The 16,672-nt window shown below is 69.4% G+C and carries 14 protein-coding genes and 1 pseudogene; 8 read left to right on the forward strand and 7 right to left on the reverse strand.

Going from position 1 to position 16,672, the window contains the following annotated elements; translation table 11 throughout:
- Positions 1 to 7: 7 nt before the first annotated feature.
- The 3 genes and pseudogenes from AC3CH1_RS35460 to AC3CH1_RS35470 form a co-directional block, all read right to left on the reverse strand.
- Positions 8 to 753, reverse strand: a pseudogene (locus AC3CH1_RS35460) (PA14 domain-containing protein); the annotation flags it as partial.
- A 123-nt stretch (positions 754 to 876) separates the two neighbouring features.
- The gene (locus tag AC3CH1_RS35465) at positions 877 to 1,533 is read right to left on the reverse strand and encodes a DUF5701 family protein (protein ID WP_488466632.1); all 657 of its coding nucleotides are present in this window, start codon (positions 1,531 to 1,533) and stop codon (positions 877 to 879) included.
- Positions 1,534 to 2,137: 604 nt separating this feature from the next.
- Complete coding sequence (locus AC3CH1_RS35470) at positions 2,138 to 2,701, reverse strand: DinB family protein (RefSeq protein ID WP_488466633.1); 564 nt, start codon at positions 2,699 to 2,701, stop codon at positions 2,138 to 2,140.
- 593 nt (positions 2,702 to 3,294) lie between these two features.
- Here AC3CH1_RS35470 and rph point away from each other — a divergent pair.
- Positions 3,295 to 5,970, forward strand: coding sequence for a rifamycin-inactivating phosphotransferase (gene rph / locus AC3CH1_RS35475; RefSeq protein WP_488466634.1), 2,676 nt, complete (start codon positions 3,295 to 3,297; stop codon positions 5,968 to 5,970).
- Between the two features lie 73 nt (positions 5,971 to 6,043).
- On the opposite strand, the gene AC3CH1_RS35480 is transcribed toward rph, so the two are convergent.
- Both AC3CH1_RS35480 and AC3CH1_RS35485 read right to left on the reverse strand, forming a co-directional pair.
- A complete protein-coding gene (locus AC3CH1_RS35480; RefSeq protein ID WP_488466635.1) occupies positions 6,044 to 6,832 on the reverse strand; it encodes an SDR family NAD(P)-dependent oxidoreductase in 789 nt (262 codons plus the stop codon).
- 74 nt (positions 6,833 to 6,906) lie between these two features.
- The gene (locus AC3CH1_RS35485; RefSeq protein WP_488466636.1) at positions 6,907 to 8,715 is read right to left on the reverse strand and encodes a flavin-containing monooxygenase; all 1,809 of its coding nucleotides are present in this window, start codon (positions 8,713 to 8,715) and stop codon (positions 6,907 to 6,909) included.
- A 197-nt stretch (positions 8,716 to 8,912) separates the two neighbouring features.
- Between AC3CH1_RS35485 and AC3CH1_RS35490 the strand changes: the two genes are divergently transcribed.
- Complete coding sequence (locus AC3CH1_RS35490; RefSeq protein WP_488466637.1) at positions 8,913 to 9,932, forward strand: SMP-30/gluconolactonase/LRE family protein; 1,020 nt, start codon at positions 8,913 to 8,915, stop codon at positions 9,930 to 9,932.
- Positions 9,933 to 9,945: 13 nt separating this feature from the next.
- On the opposite strand, the gene AC3CH1_RS35495 is transcribed toward AC3CH1_RS35490, so the two are convergent.
- On the reverse strand, positions 9,946 to 10,536 hold the full coding sequence (locus tag AC3CH1_RS35495; protein WP_488466638.1) for a TetR/AcrR family transcriptional regulator: 591 nt from the start codon (positions 10,534 to 10,536) through the stop codon (positions 9,946 to 9,948).
- Positions 10,537 to 11,203: 667 nt separating this feature from the next.
- On the opposite strand from AC3CH1_RS35495, the gene AC3CH1_RS35500 reads away from it, so the two are divergent.
- From AC3CH1_RS35500 to AC3CH1_RS35515, 4 genes are all read left to right on the forward strand, one after another.
- Positions 11,204 to 11,776: a hypothetical protein gene (locus AC3CH1_RS35500; RefSeq protein WP_488466821.1), complete on the forward strand. Its 573-nt coding sequence runs from the start codon at positions 11,204 to 11,206 to the stop codon at positions 11,774 to 11,776.
- A gap of 94 nt (positions 11,777 to 11,870) precedes the next feature.
- Positions 11,871 to 12,763 (forward strand): IS5 family transposase gene (locus AC3CH1_RS35505; protein WP_488466822.1). Its coding sequence is split into 2 segments (ribosomal slippage): positions 11,871 to 12,221 and positions 12,224 to 12,763, totalling 891 coding nucleotides; the frame shifts between segments, so codons are not numbered across the junction.
- A gap of 406 nt (positions 12,764 to 13,169) precedes the next feature.
- Entirely contained in the window at positions 13,170 to 13,343 is a 174-nt protein-coding gene (locus tag AC3CH1_RS35510; protein ID WP_488466639.1) for a hypothetical protein, read from the forward strand.
- A 184-nt stretch (positions 13,344 to 13,527) separates the two neighbouring features.
- Positions 13,528 to 14,088 carry a hypothetical protein gene (locus AC3CH1_RS35515; RefSeq protein WP_488466640.1) on the forward strand — a complete coding sequence of 187 codons (561 nt, stop codon included), beginning with the start codon at positions 13,528 to 13,530 and terminating at the stop codon, positions 14,086 to 14,088.
- A gap of 62 nt (positions 14,089 to 14,150) precedes the next feature.
- Here the strand turns inward: AC3CH1_RS35515 and AC3CH1_RS35520 are convergent, their stop codons facing one another.
- Entirely contained in the window at positions 14,151 to 14,789 is a 639-nt protein-coding gene (locus AC3CH1_RS35520) for an HAD family hydrolase (RefSeq protein ID WP_488466641.1), read from the reverse strand.
- A gap of 545 nt (positions 14,790 to 15,334) precedes the next feature.
- Here AC3CH1_RS35520 and AC3CH1_RS35525 point away from each other — a divergent pair.
- Together AC3CH1_RS35525 and AC3CH1_RS35530 are read left to right on the forward strand one after the other, a co-directional pair.
- The gene (locus AC3CH1_RS35525; RefSeq protein ID WP_488466642.1) at positions 15,335 to 15,961 is read left to right on the forward strand and encodes a hypothetical protein; all 627 of its coding nucleotides are present in this window, start codon (positions 15,335 to 15,337) and stop codon (positions 15,959 to 15,961) included.
- 255 nt (positions 15,962 to 16,216) lie between these two features.
- Positions 16,217 to 16,483, forward strand: a complete 267-nt coding sequence (locus AC3CH1_RS35530; protein WP_488466643.1) for a hypothetical protein — start codon at positions 16,217 to 16,219, stop codon at positions 16,481 to 16,483.
- The last annotated feature ends 189 nt before the right edge of the window (positions 16,484 to 16,672 follow it).

Raw genomic sequence — 16,672 nt, forward strand, 5'->3', positions numbered from 1 at the left:
CCGGTGCGGCGGGCGGTGGGAGCGCCGATGCGGCCGGCTCCGAGGTGACAGCCGACCGCTGCCACCCCGGAACCGTCAGGTAGAAGAAGCCGTCCCGGTGGAGCAGGCCGAAGGCGAACTCGTGGGAGTTCCCGCCGTACGGCCAGGTCGCCACCGTCCGGCGTTCATCGGTCACGTCGTCGCCGTCGGTGTCGGCCAGCGCGCGGTGAGCTCGTGCTTCTGGGACACGTACAGCTTGCCGTCGACGGCCTCGATGCCCATCGGTTCCTTGAGACCCTCGGCCACCTTGTCTGTGCCGACCCAGGTGGTCACGGCGAGTCGGCCGTCGGGCAGTCAGTCCACCGCGGTGACCTGCGGTTCGAAGCCGCGGGCCGTAGATCGGTGAGCGCGTGGTCCGGGTGCGTCCCGGTCAGCGGCAGCCCGTCGCCGGGGGAGTCGAGGGCACCCTCGCACTCCTTGCGGCCCGGCGCCGTCACCCGTACGACGTCCGTGTTGGTGCTCAGCACGGAGTTCGGCACGACGGCGGAATCACCCGCGCCGGGCGGCTTCCACTCAAGGGTGACCTGCTGGTCACCGGTGCGATCGAAGTGGTCGACCCGCAGGGCGTCATGATCGGCCGTCAGTTCGGCTGCCCCGTCCTTGGGCTGGGCGCCGTGCAGCCCGTCGTGATCGATGACGGTGGAGCCGTCGATCCGCAGCCCGCGAACCGTCGTCGCTGGTCAGGCGGAAGGCGTACGCACTGTCGTCGGCAACAGTCGGAGCTGGGGGCCGCGCACTCCGGGGCAGTGTTCTCGCGCGCCGATGAAGCGGGCCCGCGCGGCCCGCTTCATCGGAGGTGAGTCGACGCAGATGGGTCAACAGCAGGCCGGGCGGGCGCTACTGGGCCTCGCGACCCGTGGCGGAGGCGAATCCCAGCCACGTATGGCGGTTGCCCCACCAACACCAGCCGACCTTGGGGGCGTTACGCCGCTCCTTGCCGTCCCGTCCGGTGCCGTTGCTGATCCAGAGCGCAGGGGTACGCGCGTCCAGGACGCCGTTCGCCTTGCGCAGCCGGGACCCGATGGTCATGAAGCAGAGGTTGCGCTCAAGCACCGCCGGCTGCTGCAGGACCCAGTGGATGCCCTCGGTGAGCACCAAGGGGGTGCGGCCCTCCTCGGTGAGGGCGGGCAACGCCTCTTCGGGGCTCCAGTTGGCCATGTGGTCCCCGCGGTCGGGTCCGGCGACGAAATAGAGAGGCGCGTCGGGAAGTTCGACCGCGTCGGGGGCGAACCGGTCGACGTCGGGCATGTCGACGACGACGAAGCCGGGCTTGCCGTCGCGCAGGAGCAGGGGCGCGAGGGCCGAGGCGGGGGCGCGCTCCGGATGGACGGCGAGCAGAACGTCACGGCCCCGCCCGGCCGTCTGGGCGAACGCGCGGACGGCCTCGGCGGGAATCCCCGCGATCTCGTGCACCCCGAGCTCGATCAGGCGCTCCGCCTGGGCGGAGGGCGACGGGAGCGGGCGCACGGCGTCGGTGGCGGAAGTATCGGGCAAGGCGGTTCCTCGGGTTCACGGTTCACGGTAGGGGCCGGAGGTCGAACGAGAAAGTTCGCCGAAGTGTTCCCGACGCGACCACCTCCCTCCGGGCGGGCCCGCTTCCGTGTTGCCGCCCCGACGCCGGCGGGCACGCGGGCGATCCGCCGTTCACCCGACGCCCCGGACGCCCTGCGAGCCTCTCTGCCGTCCGTCCGCCGGCCCGCCGACGGGACCGCCCCCACCGCCCCCACCGCGCCCGCCGCACTCGCACCGATCCGCACCGGCGGCTCGACCCGTTCAGTCGGCCAGAACGCACACGCTCCGATCCCCGCCGTGGATGCCCGAGCATCGGATACCTCAACCGGTCGGCAGAGACGTCGCGCTGATCCTCCCGAACCGTCCCCGGCCGACGCGAGTCACTGGTGATCGCGTCTTGGCGCGCGGTCAAAAGGTGTTGCAGGTTCGCGGGCGCGGGGGAGACGCCGGCAGCCACCCTGCGCCACTGGCGCGACGAGCTGATACTTCTGCTCGCCGCCCGCGCACCTCGCTTGGACCGCGCATGCAAAAAGACGCTCTCCTGGTCCTCTCGAACCTCGAGTTCTCACGTTGCCAGACGGATCAGTCAGATTCGGCGCGGTACGGCTCCGTCCTGCCGGCGGTAGAGGTCGCGCAGCAGGGAGATCTCGGCGCCGTGATGGATCAGCTCCCTGTTGACGTGCAGGACCCTGTTCTCCATGGGAAACCGCTCGGGACCCACCGCGGGCGGCTCGTCCAGGTCAGCGTCCGAGAGCGAGCGGACCCCCGCGTTCCATCTCCCGTACATCTCATCGAGCTGTTCCAGCGCCTCGTCAGCGGTCCCCGCGTAGGCGATCGCCCGGGACTCGAGGTCCTGGCCGCCGAAGTACCACCCGACCCGATATCCCAGGCAGGAGACGATGATGTGCGCCAGCCGCCAGGCAATCGTGGTCACCGGCGCAGGTACCGGAGCAGGGGACGCGAAGTCCATCGTCCATTCCCCCGGACCTTCCGACATCGGTGCGGTCGACGTGCCACGGGGGCGGATGCTCCAGCAACCGCGCACCGGCTCCCAGAAGTAATCCTCGTCGGTAAGACCCTCCAGCCGTGGCCGCAGGTTCCTGCTCCAGTACCAGTCCAACTGGTCCGCGAGTCGCTCGCTTCTTGTCATTTCCGCACATTACCTACAGCGGAGGCCTGGCTGAGCCCACGGACGCCGTCGCCGGCCGAGGGCCGCGAGGCGTACCGCACCGGGAAATGACTCCGGGGCCTGAAGTGCCCTTCGGGCCGCGTCGCCGCGAGCGGTTCAGCCTCGACCGATGACATGACGGGTGATCAAGACCGCAGAAGTCCGCCCGAGATCGGCGTGACTATCCCGATCGAGTGCCACGCCAGAGCTTCCGACCTGCGTGTTCGAAGACGGCAGAGACTCAATGAACGCGGAGGAGCGCCCCGGCGCCCGGGGAAGCCCAACAACAAAGGCAAGGAGAGAGACCTCTCCTTGCCACTCTCAACTTATAGCTCACCGGGGGGCTTGCGGCAAGACCCCGGTGGCGGCGCAGATCCTCGGGTCGATGCCACCACAGCGGGAGGGGTGGCACGACGTGCGCCGACCGGCCGAGAGGATCCGCCGGTCCATTCGTCGGAGGGAAGACGACCAGGAATGAGTACGTGCCCGACAAGAGGCTCGACAGAGGGCGAGGCGCCGGTGATCCGACCGGCCGCCGCAGTGCAATGTAATACGACCGCTCCGGAGGTGTCGCGATGACGAACCCGTACGTGTTGGACCTCAGCGAGGTCGACCAGACGCGTGTCGCGGCCGTCGGCGGCAAGGGCGCACACCTGGGCGGACTGTCGCGGATCGAAGGCATCCGCGTGCCGGACGGCTTCTGCGTGACGACGGACGCCTTCCGGCGCACCCTCGCGGAAGCCCCGTCGATCGACGAACGGCTCGATGAGCTGTCGCGGCTGAACCCGGAGGACCGGGAGGCGATCCGCACGCTCAGCGCACGAATCCGCCGCATCATCGAGGAGATCGTCGTCCCGGGCGACATCGCGGCGGCGATCACCGGCTCGATCGCCCGGTTCGGCGAGCAAGCCGCGTACGCCGTCCGGTCCAGCGCGACGGCGGAGGACCTGCCGACGGCTTCCTTCGCCGGCCAGCAGGACACCTATCTCAACGTCCTGGGGCCGATCGCGGTCCTCCACCACATCAGCCGGTGCTGGGCCTCGATGTTCACCGAGCGGGCCGTCGTCTACCGACAGCGGAACGGCATCGACCACCGTACGGTCCACATGGCCGTGGTCGTGCAGCGGATGGTCTTCGCGGACGCGTCCGGGATCCTGTTCACGGCCGACCCCGTCACCGGCAACCGGAAGGTCGCCACCGTGGACGCCGGCTTCGGCCTGGGCGAGGCACTGGTCTCCGGCCTGGTGAACCCGGACGTCTTCACGGTCAGGGACGGCGAAGTCGTCACCAGGACCATCGCCGCCAAGGAGCGCGCCGTACACGCCCTGCCCGCCGGCGGTACGAGGGAAGTGGCGCTCGACGCACGACAGCGGGAGCGGCCGTCGCTGACAGAAGAGCAGGCTGTCCGCCTCGTTGGTTTGGGCCGCCGGATCGAAGCGCACCTCGGCCGCCCGCAGGACATCGAATGGTGCCTGGTCGACGACGGCTTCCAGATCGTGCAGAGCAGGCCGATCACCACCCTCTTCCCTCTCCCCGCCATCGGGAACGGCGACGAGGGAAATGATGACGGGAAGAACACCGACGGGAATGACGGGAGGAACCGCGTCTACGTCTCCGTCGGCCACCAGCAGATGATGACCGACCCCATGAAACCCCTCGGGTACTCGATGTGGCAGCTGACGGCCATGGTGCCGATGGTCGAGGCCGGCGGGCGGCTGTTCGTCGACGTCACCCCGCGCCTGACATCGCCCAGGAGCCGCGACAGCCTCCTGGACGCCATGGGGAAGGGGGACCCGCTGGTCAGGGACGCGCTGGAGACCATCCTGGAACGCGACGGCTTCGTCCCCTCGCTCCCGGACGCGGCTCCCGTCGGGCAGCCGTCCACCGGCGCGCCAGCCCCGATCGAGACCGATCCGGCCGCCCCGATCGAGACCGATCCGGCCGTCGTCACCGAACTGATCGAACGCAGCCGGACGTCCATCGCAGCCCTGGAACGTGACATCCGTAGGAAGCAGGGTCCGGCGCTGTTCGACTTCCTGCTGGAGGCTTTCGAGGAGCACAAGCGGGTGCTGGCCGACCCGCTGAGCATGCGGGCGCTCATGGCGGGGATGGACGCCACCTGGTGGCTCAACGACAGGCTGCGGGAGTGGCTGGGCGAGAAGAACGCCGCGGACACGCTGACGCTGTCGGCCCCCGACAACATCACGTCGGAAATGGGACTGGCACTGCTCGACGTCGCGGACGTGATCCGCCCGCTGCCGGAGGTGCTCGCTTTCCTGCGGGACGCCGAGCACCTTGAGGACGCCACCTTCCTGGACGACCTGGTGAAGACCGAGGGCGGAGGCGAGGCACGGGAGGCCATCGAGGCGTACCTCGACCGGTACGGCATGCGCTGCGTCGGCGAGATCGACATCACCAGGCCGCGATGGCGCGAGCGCCCCACCACGCTCGTTCCCGTGATCCTCGACCATGTGCGGAACTTCGGGCCGGGCGCTGCCGAGCAGCGCTTCGAACAGGGCCGGCGCAAGGCCCGGCAGAAGGAACAGGACGTGCTGTCACGGCTGCGGGCCCTGCCGGACGGGGACCGGAAGGCCGGCGAGACCCAGCGGATGATCGAGCGGGTCAGGACCTTCATCGGATACCGGGAGTACCCGAAGTACGGCATCGTCAGCCGCTACTTCGTCTACAAGCGCGCCCTGCTGGCGGAGGCCGAGCGACTCGTGCGGGACAAGGTGCTCAACCAGAAGGAGGACGCCTTCTACCTGACGTTCCAGGAACTTCACGAGGCCGTACGGTCCCACCGGGCGGACGCACGGCTCATCCAGCGGCGCAAGGAGGCGTTCCGGTCGTACCACGCGCTCACCCCGCCCCGGGTCCTCACGTCGGACGGCGAGGCCGTCACCGGCGCGTACTGGCGCGACGACGTGCCGGCCGACGCGCTGACCGGCCTGCCGGTGTCCGCCGGGACCGTCGAGGGAAGAGCCCGCGTCATCCTCGACATGGCGCAGGCCGACCTCGAAGCGGGCGACATCCTGGTCACGACCTTCACGGACCCCAGCTGGTCGCCGCTGTTCGTCGGGATCGCGGGCCTGGTGACGGAGGTCGGCGGTCTGATGACCCACGGCGCGGTGATCGCCCGGGAGTACGGCCTCCCGGCCGTCGTGGGTGTGGAGCGGGCCACCCGGCTGATCCGGGACGGGCAGCGGATCCGCGTCCACGCAACGGACGGGTACGTGGAGCTCCTGCCCTGACCGCCCGCACCGAGGCCCCGGTCTCCGCCGCGGCCCACCCGTGACGCGCCGCGCGCACCTCGGCCCGGCCGTGTCAGACGGCCGACCAGCCATCGTCCACGGCCAGGACGGCGCCGTTGACGAAAGAAGCCGCATCGGACGCGAGCCAGACGATGGCGGCGGCCTGTTCGTCCGCCGAGCCGATGCGGCCGATGTTGGCGTCGATGAGGCTCCTGAGGACGGCGGGACCGTGCGCGTCGGGGCGGCTGTCGACACCGATGCCGGTCGCCGTGGGTCCGGGCGCGATCATATTGGCTCGGATGCCCTGCCCGCGGTACATCACCGCCAGGTTCTTCACCAGCCCGGTGATCCCGTGCTTGGCGACTGTGTAGGCGGCCCCGGCGGCGGCTCCGCGCAGGCCGGCCTCCGAGCCGGTGAAGACCAGGCAGCCGGCGCAGGCGGTCAGCATGTGGGGGAGTACGGCGCGGGTGAGGAGGAAGGGAGCCGTGAGGTCGATGCGCAACACCCGGTCCCACTCGGCGTCGTCGGTCTCGTGCGCCGCCGACATACGGTCCATGATTCCCGCGTTGTTGACCAGGACATCGACGCCGCCGAACTCCGCCACCGCGCGGGCCACCACGGAGTCCACCACCCGCTGCTCGGCCAGGTCCCCGACGGCCGCCAGGGCGATGCCCCCGGCGGCCGTGACCCTCCGTACGGTCTCCTCGACGCCCGCCGCGTCGAGGTCGGCCGCGAGGACCCGGTCGCCCTGCGCGGCGAAGGCCAGAGCGGCGGCCCGGCCGATGCCGGACGCGGCCCCGGTGACGACCACGCTCCGCAGGGCGCGAGAGGCGATGTCCGGTACGGGAACGGGTGTGTTCACGGCTCGGTCCTTCCGGCATTGCCAGGGCTGCGGGCTGAGAGTTCGAGGTCGAGGGGCGGGCCGACCGAGCCGCGTCAGGCGGGTCGGACGGTCCTGCTGCGGAGGACTTCCGTCATGGACTCGTCGCGCCAGCGTTCCAGAAGCTCGTGGAAGGCGACGGCCCCGTGCGGATAGGCGAGGGGACCGTTGGGCCGGCCCCGCCCTTCACGGTTGTAGTAGCCGGGAGTGCACTCGGCGTGGAACCACTCGTGGTCGGGCGCGCCCTCGGCCAGTACGCCGATCCAGGCGTCCTCGGTCTCGGGGGAGGGTTCGATGAGGTCGCCGCCGGCTTCCGCGGCTGCGACGAGGGCGGCGGCGTGGATGGCCTGCTCGTCCAGGATGTGGGTGAAGTTGACGCTGCTGGCGTTCTGGAGGGGCCCCATCTGCAGCAGGTTGGGGAAGCCGTGGCTCATGAAGCCGTGGAGCGTGCGCGGGCCCTGCAGCGCCCACCTGTGCAGCAGTTGGACGCCGCCCCGGCCGTGGACGGGGAGCTTGCCGGAGTGGATGCCGGAGGTCCCGACGTTGAACCCGGTGGCGAAGATCAGGCAGTCGAGTTCGTACGTGGTGCCGGCGACCGTGACGCCCTGCTCGGTGACGCGTTCGATGCCGTGGGTGTCCGCGGTGTCGACGAGAGTGACGTTGTCGCGGTTGAACGTCGGGTAGTACAGGTCGGAGAAGGTGGGGCGTTTGCAGGCGTAGCGGTACCAGGGTTTGAGCTTCTCCGCCGTCCGCGGGTCCGTGACCGTCTGTTCGACGCGGGCGCGGAGCTCGTTCATCCTGGCGGCGTCGGCGGCCTCGTAGGCGGCTTCAAAGGCCTGCCGGTCGCCCTGCCGCCGGAAGCTCGGAAGGAGTTTCTCCAACAGGCCCGCCGACGCGGTCCACCGGTCCGCCACCAGGTCCTGGTCGGCGCTCTCGCCGGAGACGATGCGGAGGTAGTTCTCCCGTCGCTCCCGCGCCCAGCCCTCACGGTCGGCGCCCACGTCCCTGGCGGTAGTGCGGCGGTTGCCGCGTACGTCCACGGTGGAGGGGGTGCGCTGGAAGACGTGGAGGTGGGCGGCGTCCTCGGCCAGCATCGGGATGACCTGGACGCCGGTGGCACCGGTGCCGACGATACCCACCCGCTTGTCGGCGAGTTCGGCCATGCCGCCCTGGGGGGTGCCGCCGGTGTAGGCGTAGTCCCACCGTGAGGTGTGGAACGTGTGGCCGGCGAAGTCCTCGATGCCGGGGATCCCGGGAAGCTTCGGGTCGGTGAGGGTGCCGGTGGCGTTGACGACGTACGTGGCCCGGAAGGTGTCGCCGCGATCCGTGGCCACGACCCATGTCTCGGACGCCTCGTCCCAGCTCAGTGAGGTGACCGCGGTGGAGAACAACGCATCTGCGTACAGGTCGAACTTCCGAGCGATCCGCATCGCGTGGCGGCGGATCTCGTCACCGGGGGCGTACTTCCACTCCGAGACATAGCCGGTCTCGTCGAGCATCGGCAGGTAGACGTGGGACTCGATGTCGCAGTGGACTCCCGGATACCGGTTCCAGTACCAAGTGCCGCCAAAATCACCGCCCTTCTCAAGAATCCGGACGCGCTCGACGCCTTGCTGCCGCAGGTGCGCCCCGGTGAGGACGCCGCCGAATCCGCCGCCGATCACGGCGACCTGGATGGTGTCGTGGAGAGGGTCGCGCACGACCGGGCCCTCCGTGTACGGGTCTGCCGCGTAGTAGCCGAACTCGGCGTCGGCGTCGCGGTACTGGGCGGCGCCGTCGGGACGCACACGTCGTTCGCGTTCGAGGCGGTAGCGCCGCCTCAGTGCGGCGAGCTCGTAGGGAGCCGGTGCTTGAGGAGTCGTCATGTGGGGGTCCTCGATCCGGATGGTGGGGCGGCCCCGGTCGGGCGGCCGTCCGCTACGGTAGCAACTACCGGACAACACTGTCCGGTTGAAGTCGACGCGGGACGGCGACATTCGGCCAGGCATCCCCCTCCCCGCAGGCCGCTTACTCCCTTCCCCCCCCGTAACCCGCCCCACTGGACAGGAAGTGTGATCCCCCCATGCAGCGACTTTCAGCCCGGTCCCTTTCCGCGCTCGCCACCGCGGGCGCGCTGATCCTCACCGGATGCGGTACGGAGAACGGCGACCCCGAGGGCGAGACGGCCTCGGTCTCCGCGGACAGGACCATCCGGGCGCAGAAGGTCATGCGGCTGACCCAGGTGCACAGCGAGACCGGGATGACCTTGCTGGAGGGTCCTGTGTTCGGAGACGACGGCGGCCTGATCGTTGTCGACGTCACGGCGCCCGAGGGCAGGCCCAAAGTCATACGCGTGGACGTCGCGAAGAAGACGTCCCGGACGCTCCACACCGACGGCAAAGGGGCCTATACCTCGGCACAGTTCAGCCCGTACGACGGACGGCTCTACCTCAGCGACTTCGCGCACGGCGAGGTCGTGAGCCTGGCCCCCGACGGCGGCGACCCGCGGACCTTCTTCTCAGGCGAGGTCGACGGAGCGCGGATGAACCCCGACGACATCGCCTTCGACCAGGAGGGAAACCTGTACGTCAGCGACTCACGCGGGCTGTCCGAGGGCAAAGCACACGGGCGTGTGGTGCGGATCGACCGGGAGAACGGCCGGGCCATCGTTCTGGCCGAGGACCTGGCCGCCCCGAACGGGGTCTCCTTCGACGCGGACTACCGAGGGCTGTGGTTCAGCGAGCTCACCGAGAACCGGATCTCCTATCTGCACCTCGACGAGAGGGGTGGGGTGACGTCCCGGCACACCGCCATCCGCGTGGACGGCGGACTCGCCCAGACCGACTCGATCGCCGTGGACGCGGACGGCAACCTCTACCAGGGGCTGCACGGCCGGGCGGCCATGGCCGTGTACGACCGGCACGGTGAGCGGCTGGCGACGGTGGAACTTCCCGCGCGGGCCGAAGGCCTGGAGTCGGCGACCAACGTGGCCATCACTCCCGACGGGACCAGGGCGTACATGACCGTCAGCGGTCCCGCCGGAGGCTACCTGTACGCCTTCGACGCGCTGGCGGAAGGCACTCGGCAGTCCAACGGCGGCTGACCCGGACCTCGGCTCAGCCGCCGAAGGCCCGCACCGGCCCCACCTCGACGCCGAGCAACCGCCAGGCGGCCAGCGCCCGTTGCTCGCGCTCCTCGCGGGTGGGGCCGATGACGGCGGCGGAGACCATGGCGACCGAGAGCACGAGGTCGTCCCCCGCACTCAGCCGATGACCGCGGGGGAGGTGCTTGCGCAGAGCCCACTCCACCCGCTCCGACAGGGCAAGGGCGTGCGCGCGGATGCCCGAGCGCCCGCCCGCCCGGTCGGCGTGCAGAAGACCGATGAAAGCCGCCGATTCGGCAAGATGCCACGTCAGCACACCGAGCACGGCGTCGAAGGTGGCGTCCTCGTCCGCGGCGGCCTGTTCGACCTGCCGCACGTTTTCCTCCAGGACAGCCGCCACCGCGGCACTCCGGTCGGGAAAGTGCCGGTAGAGAACGCCCTGCCCCACCCCGGCCCTGCGCGCGATCGCGGAGAGCGGCGCCTCCAGACCATGCTCGGCGAAGACCTCCCGCGCGGCGATGACCAGAGCGGCCCGGTTACGGGCGGCGGCCTTCGGCCCGTCGTTCGCCGGCCGCCGCCCGTCCTGCTGGATCTGCTCCGTCACTCCGGCAGGGTACCGGCCGGGCAGGCGCCCCTTCACCTCCTACCTCACCTCCTCGGCCGAGCCGGCAGGCGGCAACGCCGCATCGGGGCATGGGCATCGCCTACGACAGTGCCTGCAAGCTGACGGACCACGGCTTAGTGCCGCCCCGACACCTACGCCGCGTCCGCAGGAACACCCCCCACAGCCCAGCCCGGCCCAGCCCGGCTTGGTAAGCGGTGGTCACGAGACCCATCCGAGGCGCGTCGCCCGGCGGCACTCCGTGAGCGCATGGACTCGACTGTCTCCTCGTACGGCCACCGTGCCTCCGCGTGCTGGCTGAGCAGGGTGCGCTGCACGGCCGGGATGTATCGGGACAGTCCCGGTCCAGCAGATGCGCGAGCGCTTCGAGCGGCTGATAGACACGGCCGGCGGACGGACCACGACCCGGCGACGCCGGCTTGCCGCCGCCGGTGCCGGGCCTCGGCCGGATGTGCTCGGTCCAGAACTTGCAGACCAAACTTTTGGCCATCAGCAGAAGGAGCGAACGCATGTGACTGGTGCATACCCCCTCCACGACCGGCGGGAGAGCAACCCAGACGGCTGTTCATGTCACCAGGCGCACGGGCGGCTTGGCTTGATTCGTGTGGGTACCATCGTCGCTACACCCACGTCGAAAGCCGAGGACTACATGTCTGGAAACCTTCCCGCTCCGAGCCTCACGGCAGACTATGCCCAGCGGGTCGCCGACGACCTGTCGGCGACCCGGAGCGAGCAGGAGCGTGTGCGCACCGAACTCGCACGACTGCAGGATGAGCTCGTCCGCCTGGAGGACAGCGAACAGGTCCTGACGAAGATGCAGGATGTGCTCGGCGGCACGCCCAAGCAGACGACCAAGCAGAAGAAGAGCCCCAAGGGAACCGTGGTCCCCGCGGCCCGGCGTTCCAACAGCAAGACAGCAACAGGGAAGCCGACTGCCCCCAAGCACAAGAGTTCCAAGAAGGCGGCCACGCCCAAGAAGGCAGGAGAGCCGACGTGGCTGGAGCTGACCACTGCCTACCTGGGAGATCAGAACGAACCCAGGTCAGCAGCAGAAATCGCAGCGGCGCTCACCGAGGCGCATCCGGAACGTTCGGTTCAGGTGCCGGTGGTGCGTAACACACTGGAACAGGGTGTGGCGCAGGGGCTGCTGGAGCGTTCCAAGCAGGGGCGTTCGGTCTTCTACAGCCCCGCCTCCGCTACCTCGGCCCCGTCCGAGTCCTAGGCACTGTTTCTCGGATCTCCTGACGTGGGTGGGGTGTTGAGGCCAAGCTGGCTGCAGGGGCCGTGGCGATCCGACGAATGCGGAGTGGGATCGGCTGGAGTCGTTCTTGCCTCGTGGTGGTGCGCGTAGTGGTCGGTGGAGTGACCACCGTCGGGTGATCGACGGGGTGCTCTACCGGGTGCGGACCGGCGTGCAGTGGCGGGATCTGCCCGAGCGGTTCGGGCCGTGGGAGACGGTCTACAAACGACATCGTCGCTGGTCAGCTGATGGGACCTGGCAGATGCTGCTGTCCCGCATTCAGGCAGCCGAGGATGCGGCGGGCGGGATCGACTGGGATGTGTCGGTGGACTCGACAGCAGTACGAGCCCACCAGCACGTCGCCGGCGCAAGGAAGGCTCCTCCGGCCACTGTTCCTCAAAAGGGGACCGGTCGAGGGGCGAACCAGGTCGATCCGACCCTGCGGAAACTGGCCGCCCGCTTGGAGTAGGTGGTCAGATCGGCGAATGCCTGGGCCGTTCCCGCGGCGGATTCACCACCAAGATCCACCTTGCCGCCGAGGGGCGATGCCAGCCCCTCACGTTCGTCCTGACACCCGGACACTACGGTGACGGACCCCGGCTCGAGCGGGTCCTGGAGCAGGTATCGGTGCCCCGAACTGGAGTCGGCCGACCTCGAACCCGGCCTGACCGTGTCCTGGCGGACAAGGCGTACACGTCGCGTAGAAAGCGCCGCTACCTGCGACGACGCGGAATCCCGCACACGATCCCCGAACGCCTCGACCAGCAAGGACACCCCAAGAACCGAGGCTCCCGAGGCGGTCGCCCCACCGGCTTCGACAGCGAGCGCTACAAGAAACGCAACACCGCCGAACGCACCATCAACCGCCTCAAGGGCTTCCGGGCCGTCGCCACCCGCTACGAGAAACGCGCCTACATCTACCTCGGAACCGTCACCCTTGCAGCCCTCGTCATCTGGCTCAGAACATGATCCGAGAAACAGTGCCTGGTGCTGCCGGTTCTGTTCCACCTGCTGTGGGTCCGGCGTGCTGAGTGCCGATCTTGAGGGCGAGCTGCTGTCATCCGACAGCCTCGTCGTGACGACGAGGGGAGAACGATGAACGGGCTGCAGCGGCCGGTCGGAATCCAGGTCGGCGCATGGGTGCGCTTCGCCGGGCAGGTCCGTGCCGTTGTGGGCGTCACGGCCAGGACGGTGACGCTGACGGACACGGAGGCCGGCCAGCGCGTCATGGCGGTGGAGGACCTCACAGGCGAGGCGGACTGCGCCATCATCGACATCCCGGTCCGGATGCCGCTTCCGGCCTCGTCACGGCTGGAGACGTTCCCGGCCAAGGCGGTCGAGAAGGCGTTGTGGTGGGAGGGGGCACATCCTCGAGGTGCTGCACGGGCGGCAGCCGGAGGCCGGTCCGGACACCACGCCGCGGCCGGAGTACGGTCCGGACCGCTCGCTGACGGCCCGCCAGCGGGCCAAGGCCGCTGAGCTGACGGCGGCCGGCGACAAGGTGTCGGCCAGCGCGGTCGCCAACCTGCGGCGCCGTTACCAGGCCTAGGGCGTGCTCGGCCTGGTCGACCACCGCCAGGCCGCGAAGCGGCCCGCATTCGGCTCGGTGGACGAGCGGGTGGTGACGGCGATGCGCACGGCCATCAGTCGACGCCTCCACCAGGACGGGATCGTTCATCCTCTGGCGGACCGGGGAAATCCTGCGCGAGACCTCCGGGACCCAGGATCTCGAGGTGCCCTCGGAACGCACCCTCTACCGGCTGCTGGCGAAGCCGACCGGCGGCACCCACACCTTCAGCGCGGCGAGCACCCGCCACTCCAAGGCCCACGGGGCGAAGGCCCCGTTCGGCGAGCTCCCGGCGTTCGCCCCGGGCGAGGTCATGCAGATCGACTCGACCCCGCTGGACGTGATGGTCCTGCTGGACGACGGCGTCCCGGGCCGGGTCGAGCTCACGGCCATGATCGACGTGGCCACACAGCCACTCACCGCGGCGGTGCTGCGGCCCACCACGAAGGCGGTCGACGCGAGCGTGCTGTTGGCCCGCACCGTCACTCCCGAGCTGATGCGGCCCGGCTGGGCGGACGTGCTGAGGATGTCCCGCTCGGTGCTGCCGCACTGCCGACTGCTGAGCCTGGACGAGCGCCTGGAGCACGCCGCGGCCCGCCCGGTGATCCGGGCGGCGACCCGGCGGTCGCGCCTGGTCGCCTTGGGTTTCGGTCCGTTGCCACGCCAGGAACACCCGCACACAACAGGCCGAACTGGCCCTCTACGAGAATTGCGACGCAGCCAATGACGAACCAGGATGACTCGGGCGGGTGCCTGGCCAGCACCCGTTGAAGGCGGGTCAGGGCGACGTCATCCGAGCAGGACATGCCCTCCAGCGCGAGGACCAGTGGCCAGATGAGCCGCGACGCGCGTGATCGTCCGGGCGTTGTCCTCGTACAGATGCGCCTGCATGCCCACCGCCTGAGCAGCCTCTACGTTGGCCGCGACGTCATCGATGAAGAGACAGTTTTCCGGACGCGCTTCCAGGCTGGCGCATGCGGCCTCGAAGGCACGTGGGTCCGGCCTCTCGATGCCGATCTCGTGGGAGTAGACGATCTGCTCGACCAGTTCGTCGAAGCGGTACAGCTCTGTCTCCCGCTCCCGGGCGCCGACAAAGCTGTTGCTCAGGATGCCCAGCCTGCAGCTTCCCCGCAGCCCTCGCACATAGGCGATGAACTCCTCATTGGGCGTCCCCAGATACTCCGTCCAGAGATCAGCCATGAAGGCTTCGACGTGGGGCGCATCCAGCCCCAAGCGTTCCGCCACCTGTTCCTGCACCACTTGTTCACTAACGCTTCCGACGCTCCCTGCCTGCCAGACGTCGTGCATCCGCCCGTGCACAGTGCCCGACGGCAGCTCCAGTCGCTCTTCCCACTGTTGCACCCACCCTGTTTCCGGCGTGATCTCCAGAACGCCGCCGATATCGAGAATGACGCAGTTCGCCATCACGCGAACTTCCTCTTCGTTCTGTCTGACTGATGAGCGCACACCGCCCGCTTACGTGATCTATGCAGACACTGTTGGCGTTCCCCCAGGGACAAGGTCAAGCGATCTTGGAACCTTGTGACAGCCCTGTCACGGTCGTCGACGCGCCTCAGTCGCCGTCAGCGGGGTGCACCTGCCGTCCAGGCTCGTGACGATCCTGGGAGCCCTCGGCCTCGTCGCAAAAGGTGATCGGAGATAGGCGGTCAAACTCATCTGGCAAACGGTCAAGATCTTCTGTCGCAGGTCACTATCCGGCGAAAGTCAAGTCAAGGGGGCTGAAGTCATCGTCGTCTGGCAACCGGGACCTGGCGGCCTGTCACCAGCAGGATGGGTTGCTTCCACCAGCTCCAACGAGCCTAAAATATGGACTTTCTAGCCAAAATTTCTTCAATATATATACTTTCAGACATTGAATCGCATTTTTGAATGTGAAGTATTTTTTTGGACGTAGGTTGATGAAGCGCTAGTTAAGGAACATCCTCGACTGCGCACACCGAAAGGCGTACATCATGCGTGTTACGCGCAGCACCTTCGTCCCCCGGACCCTCCTGATCTCCGCGGTCGCCGTTCTCGGCCTCGCCGCGACCCCCGCTCTCGCTTCCGCGCCCGCCCATACCGAAGCGGGCAGCGCCCGAACCCAGGCCAGTCTCAGCATCCTCGGCCTGCCGGGCCTCAACGGCACCAACGGTGTCGGAACCAACGGCGGCGTCGGTGGCCTCGGCGGCCCCGGTGGCGCTGCCGGGGCCAACGGCAACGGAGGCAACGGAGGCGCAGGCGGCAACGGCGACGGCAGCGCGAGCATCGGTGGCGCCGGGGGCGCGGGCGGCGCGGGCGGCGCCAACGGCAACGGCGGAGGCGGAGGCGCGGGCGGCGCCGCCGCTCTCGGCGGCAAGGGCGGCAAGGGCGGCGTCGGCGGGGCCGGTAACGCCGGTGCTGGCATCCTCGGCGGCAAGGGCGGCAAGGGCGGCGCCTCCACGGTCGGCGGCGGCTTCGCCGGTGGGGCCGGTGGGGCCGGCGGGGCAGCGAGTTCGGTGTGTCCGGGCAAGCCCGGGGGGAACGGCACTGCGGCCACGACCACGGCGAACGGCACCGCTGGTGTCACCGGCGCCGCAGGGAACACCACTCTCCCCTGCTGAGCACGGCACCGGGCGAGGCCTCAAGCCCGTGCCCCGGCCCTCTCACGAGCCGAAAGACGGAGGGTCATGAGCCCCCGGAACACGCGTCCGACGGAACGTGGCGCCAGATGATCACCGCTCAACGACAGATGGTGAGCGCAGGCGAATAAGCGCTCGGCCGGATTTCCCGGCCGAGCGCTTCCTTGTCCGCGGGCTCTGTCCGTGTCCTCCCCGTCCGGCCTACGTACGCGGACTCTGTCCTCACCACCCGGCTCCGTGACGCCCACAGCGGCCTGCAGACCCTCGATATGCCGACCATGCGCGCCTGGTCCGCCAAGCAGTCCGCGACGTCCGCTCCGCGCCGATCCCGCCGCCCGCCGGTCCGCCGGCGGAGATCCCGCGCTCGCCGAACTGCGACGCGTCGTCAACGACCTCGCCACCACCCACCAGCTCGGGGAGCTGATGCTCAAAGTCGCCCCGGCCCACCTCTCCGACACCGCGGCCGCCAACATCCTGGCCCCGCTGTGCGACCAGATCGGCTAGGCCCTCGCCAAACGGCCTCGCCGCCCGCCGCTACGCCCTGTCCGGCGACCGCCGTGCCTCGTCCGGCCGTCCTCTGACGTCGCAGTCGGATCGGCTGACATCGAAGCTGGACGGCCTGGGCCCGCGTTCTATCTCCTGCGCGCCCTGCTCCGCAGAAACGCCACTCCAACGATGACGATCAAACCAACG

The sequence above is a fragment of the Streptomyces sp. MGP-P1 genome (assembly GCF_057766565.1).

Bases quoted from the DNA above. Each gene is read 5' to 3' on its own strand.
- AC3CH1_RS35470 (WP_488466633.1), bottom strand. From the start codon at position 2,701: ATGACAAGAAGCGAGCGACTCGCGGACCAGTTGGACTGGTACTGGAGC.
- rph (WP_488466634.1), top strand. From the start codon at position 3,295: ATGACGAACCCGTACGTGTTGGACCTCAGCGAGGTCGACCAGACGCGT.
- AC3CH1_RS35485 (WP_488466636.1), bottom strand. From the start codon at position 8,715: ATGACGACTCCTCAAGCACCGGCTCCCTACGAGCTCGCCGCACTGAGG.
- AC3CH1_RS35490 (WP_488466637.1), top strand. From the start codon at position 8,913: ATGCAGCGACTTTCAGCCCGGTCCCTTTCCGCGCTCGCCACCGCGGGC.
- AC3CH1_RS35500 (WP_488466821.1), top strand. From the start codon at position 11,204: ATGTCTGGAAACCTTCCCGCTCCGAGCCTCACGGCAGACTATGCCCAG.
- AC3CH1_RS35525 (WP_488466642.1), top strand. From the start codon at position 15,335: ATGCGTGTTACGCGCAGCACCTTCGTCCCCCGGACCCTCCTGATCTCC.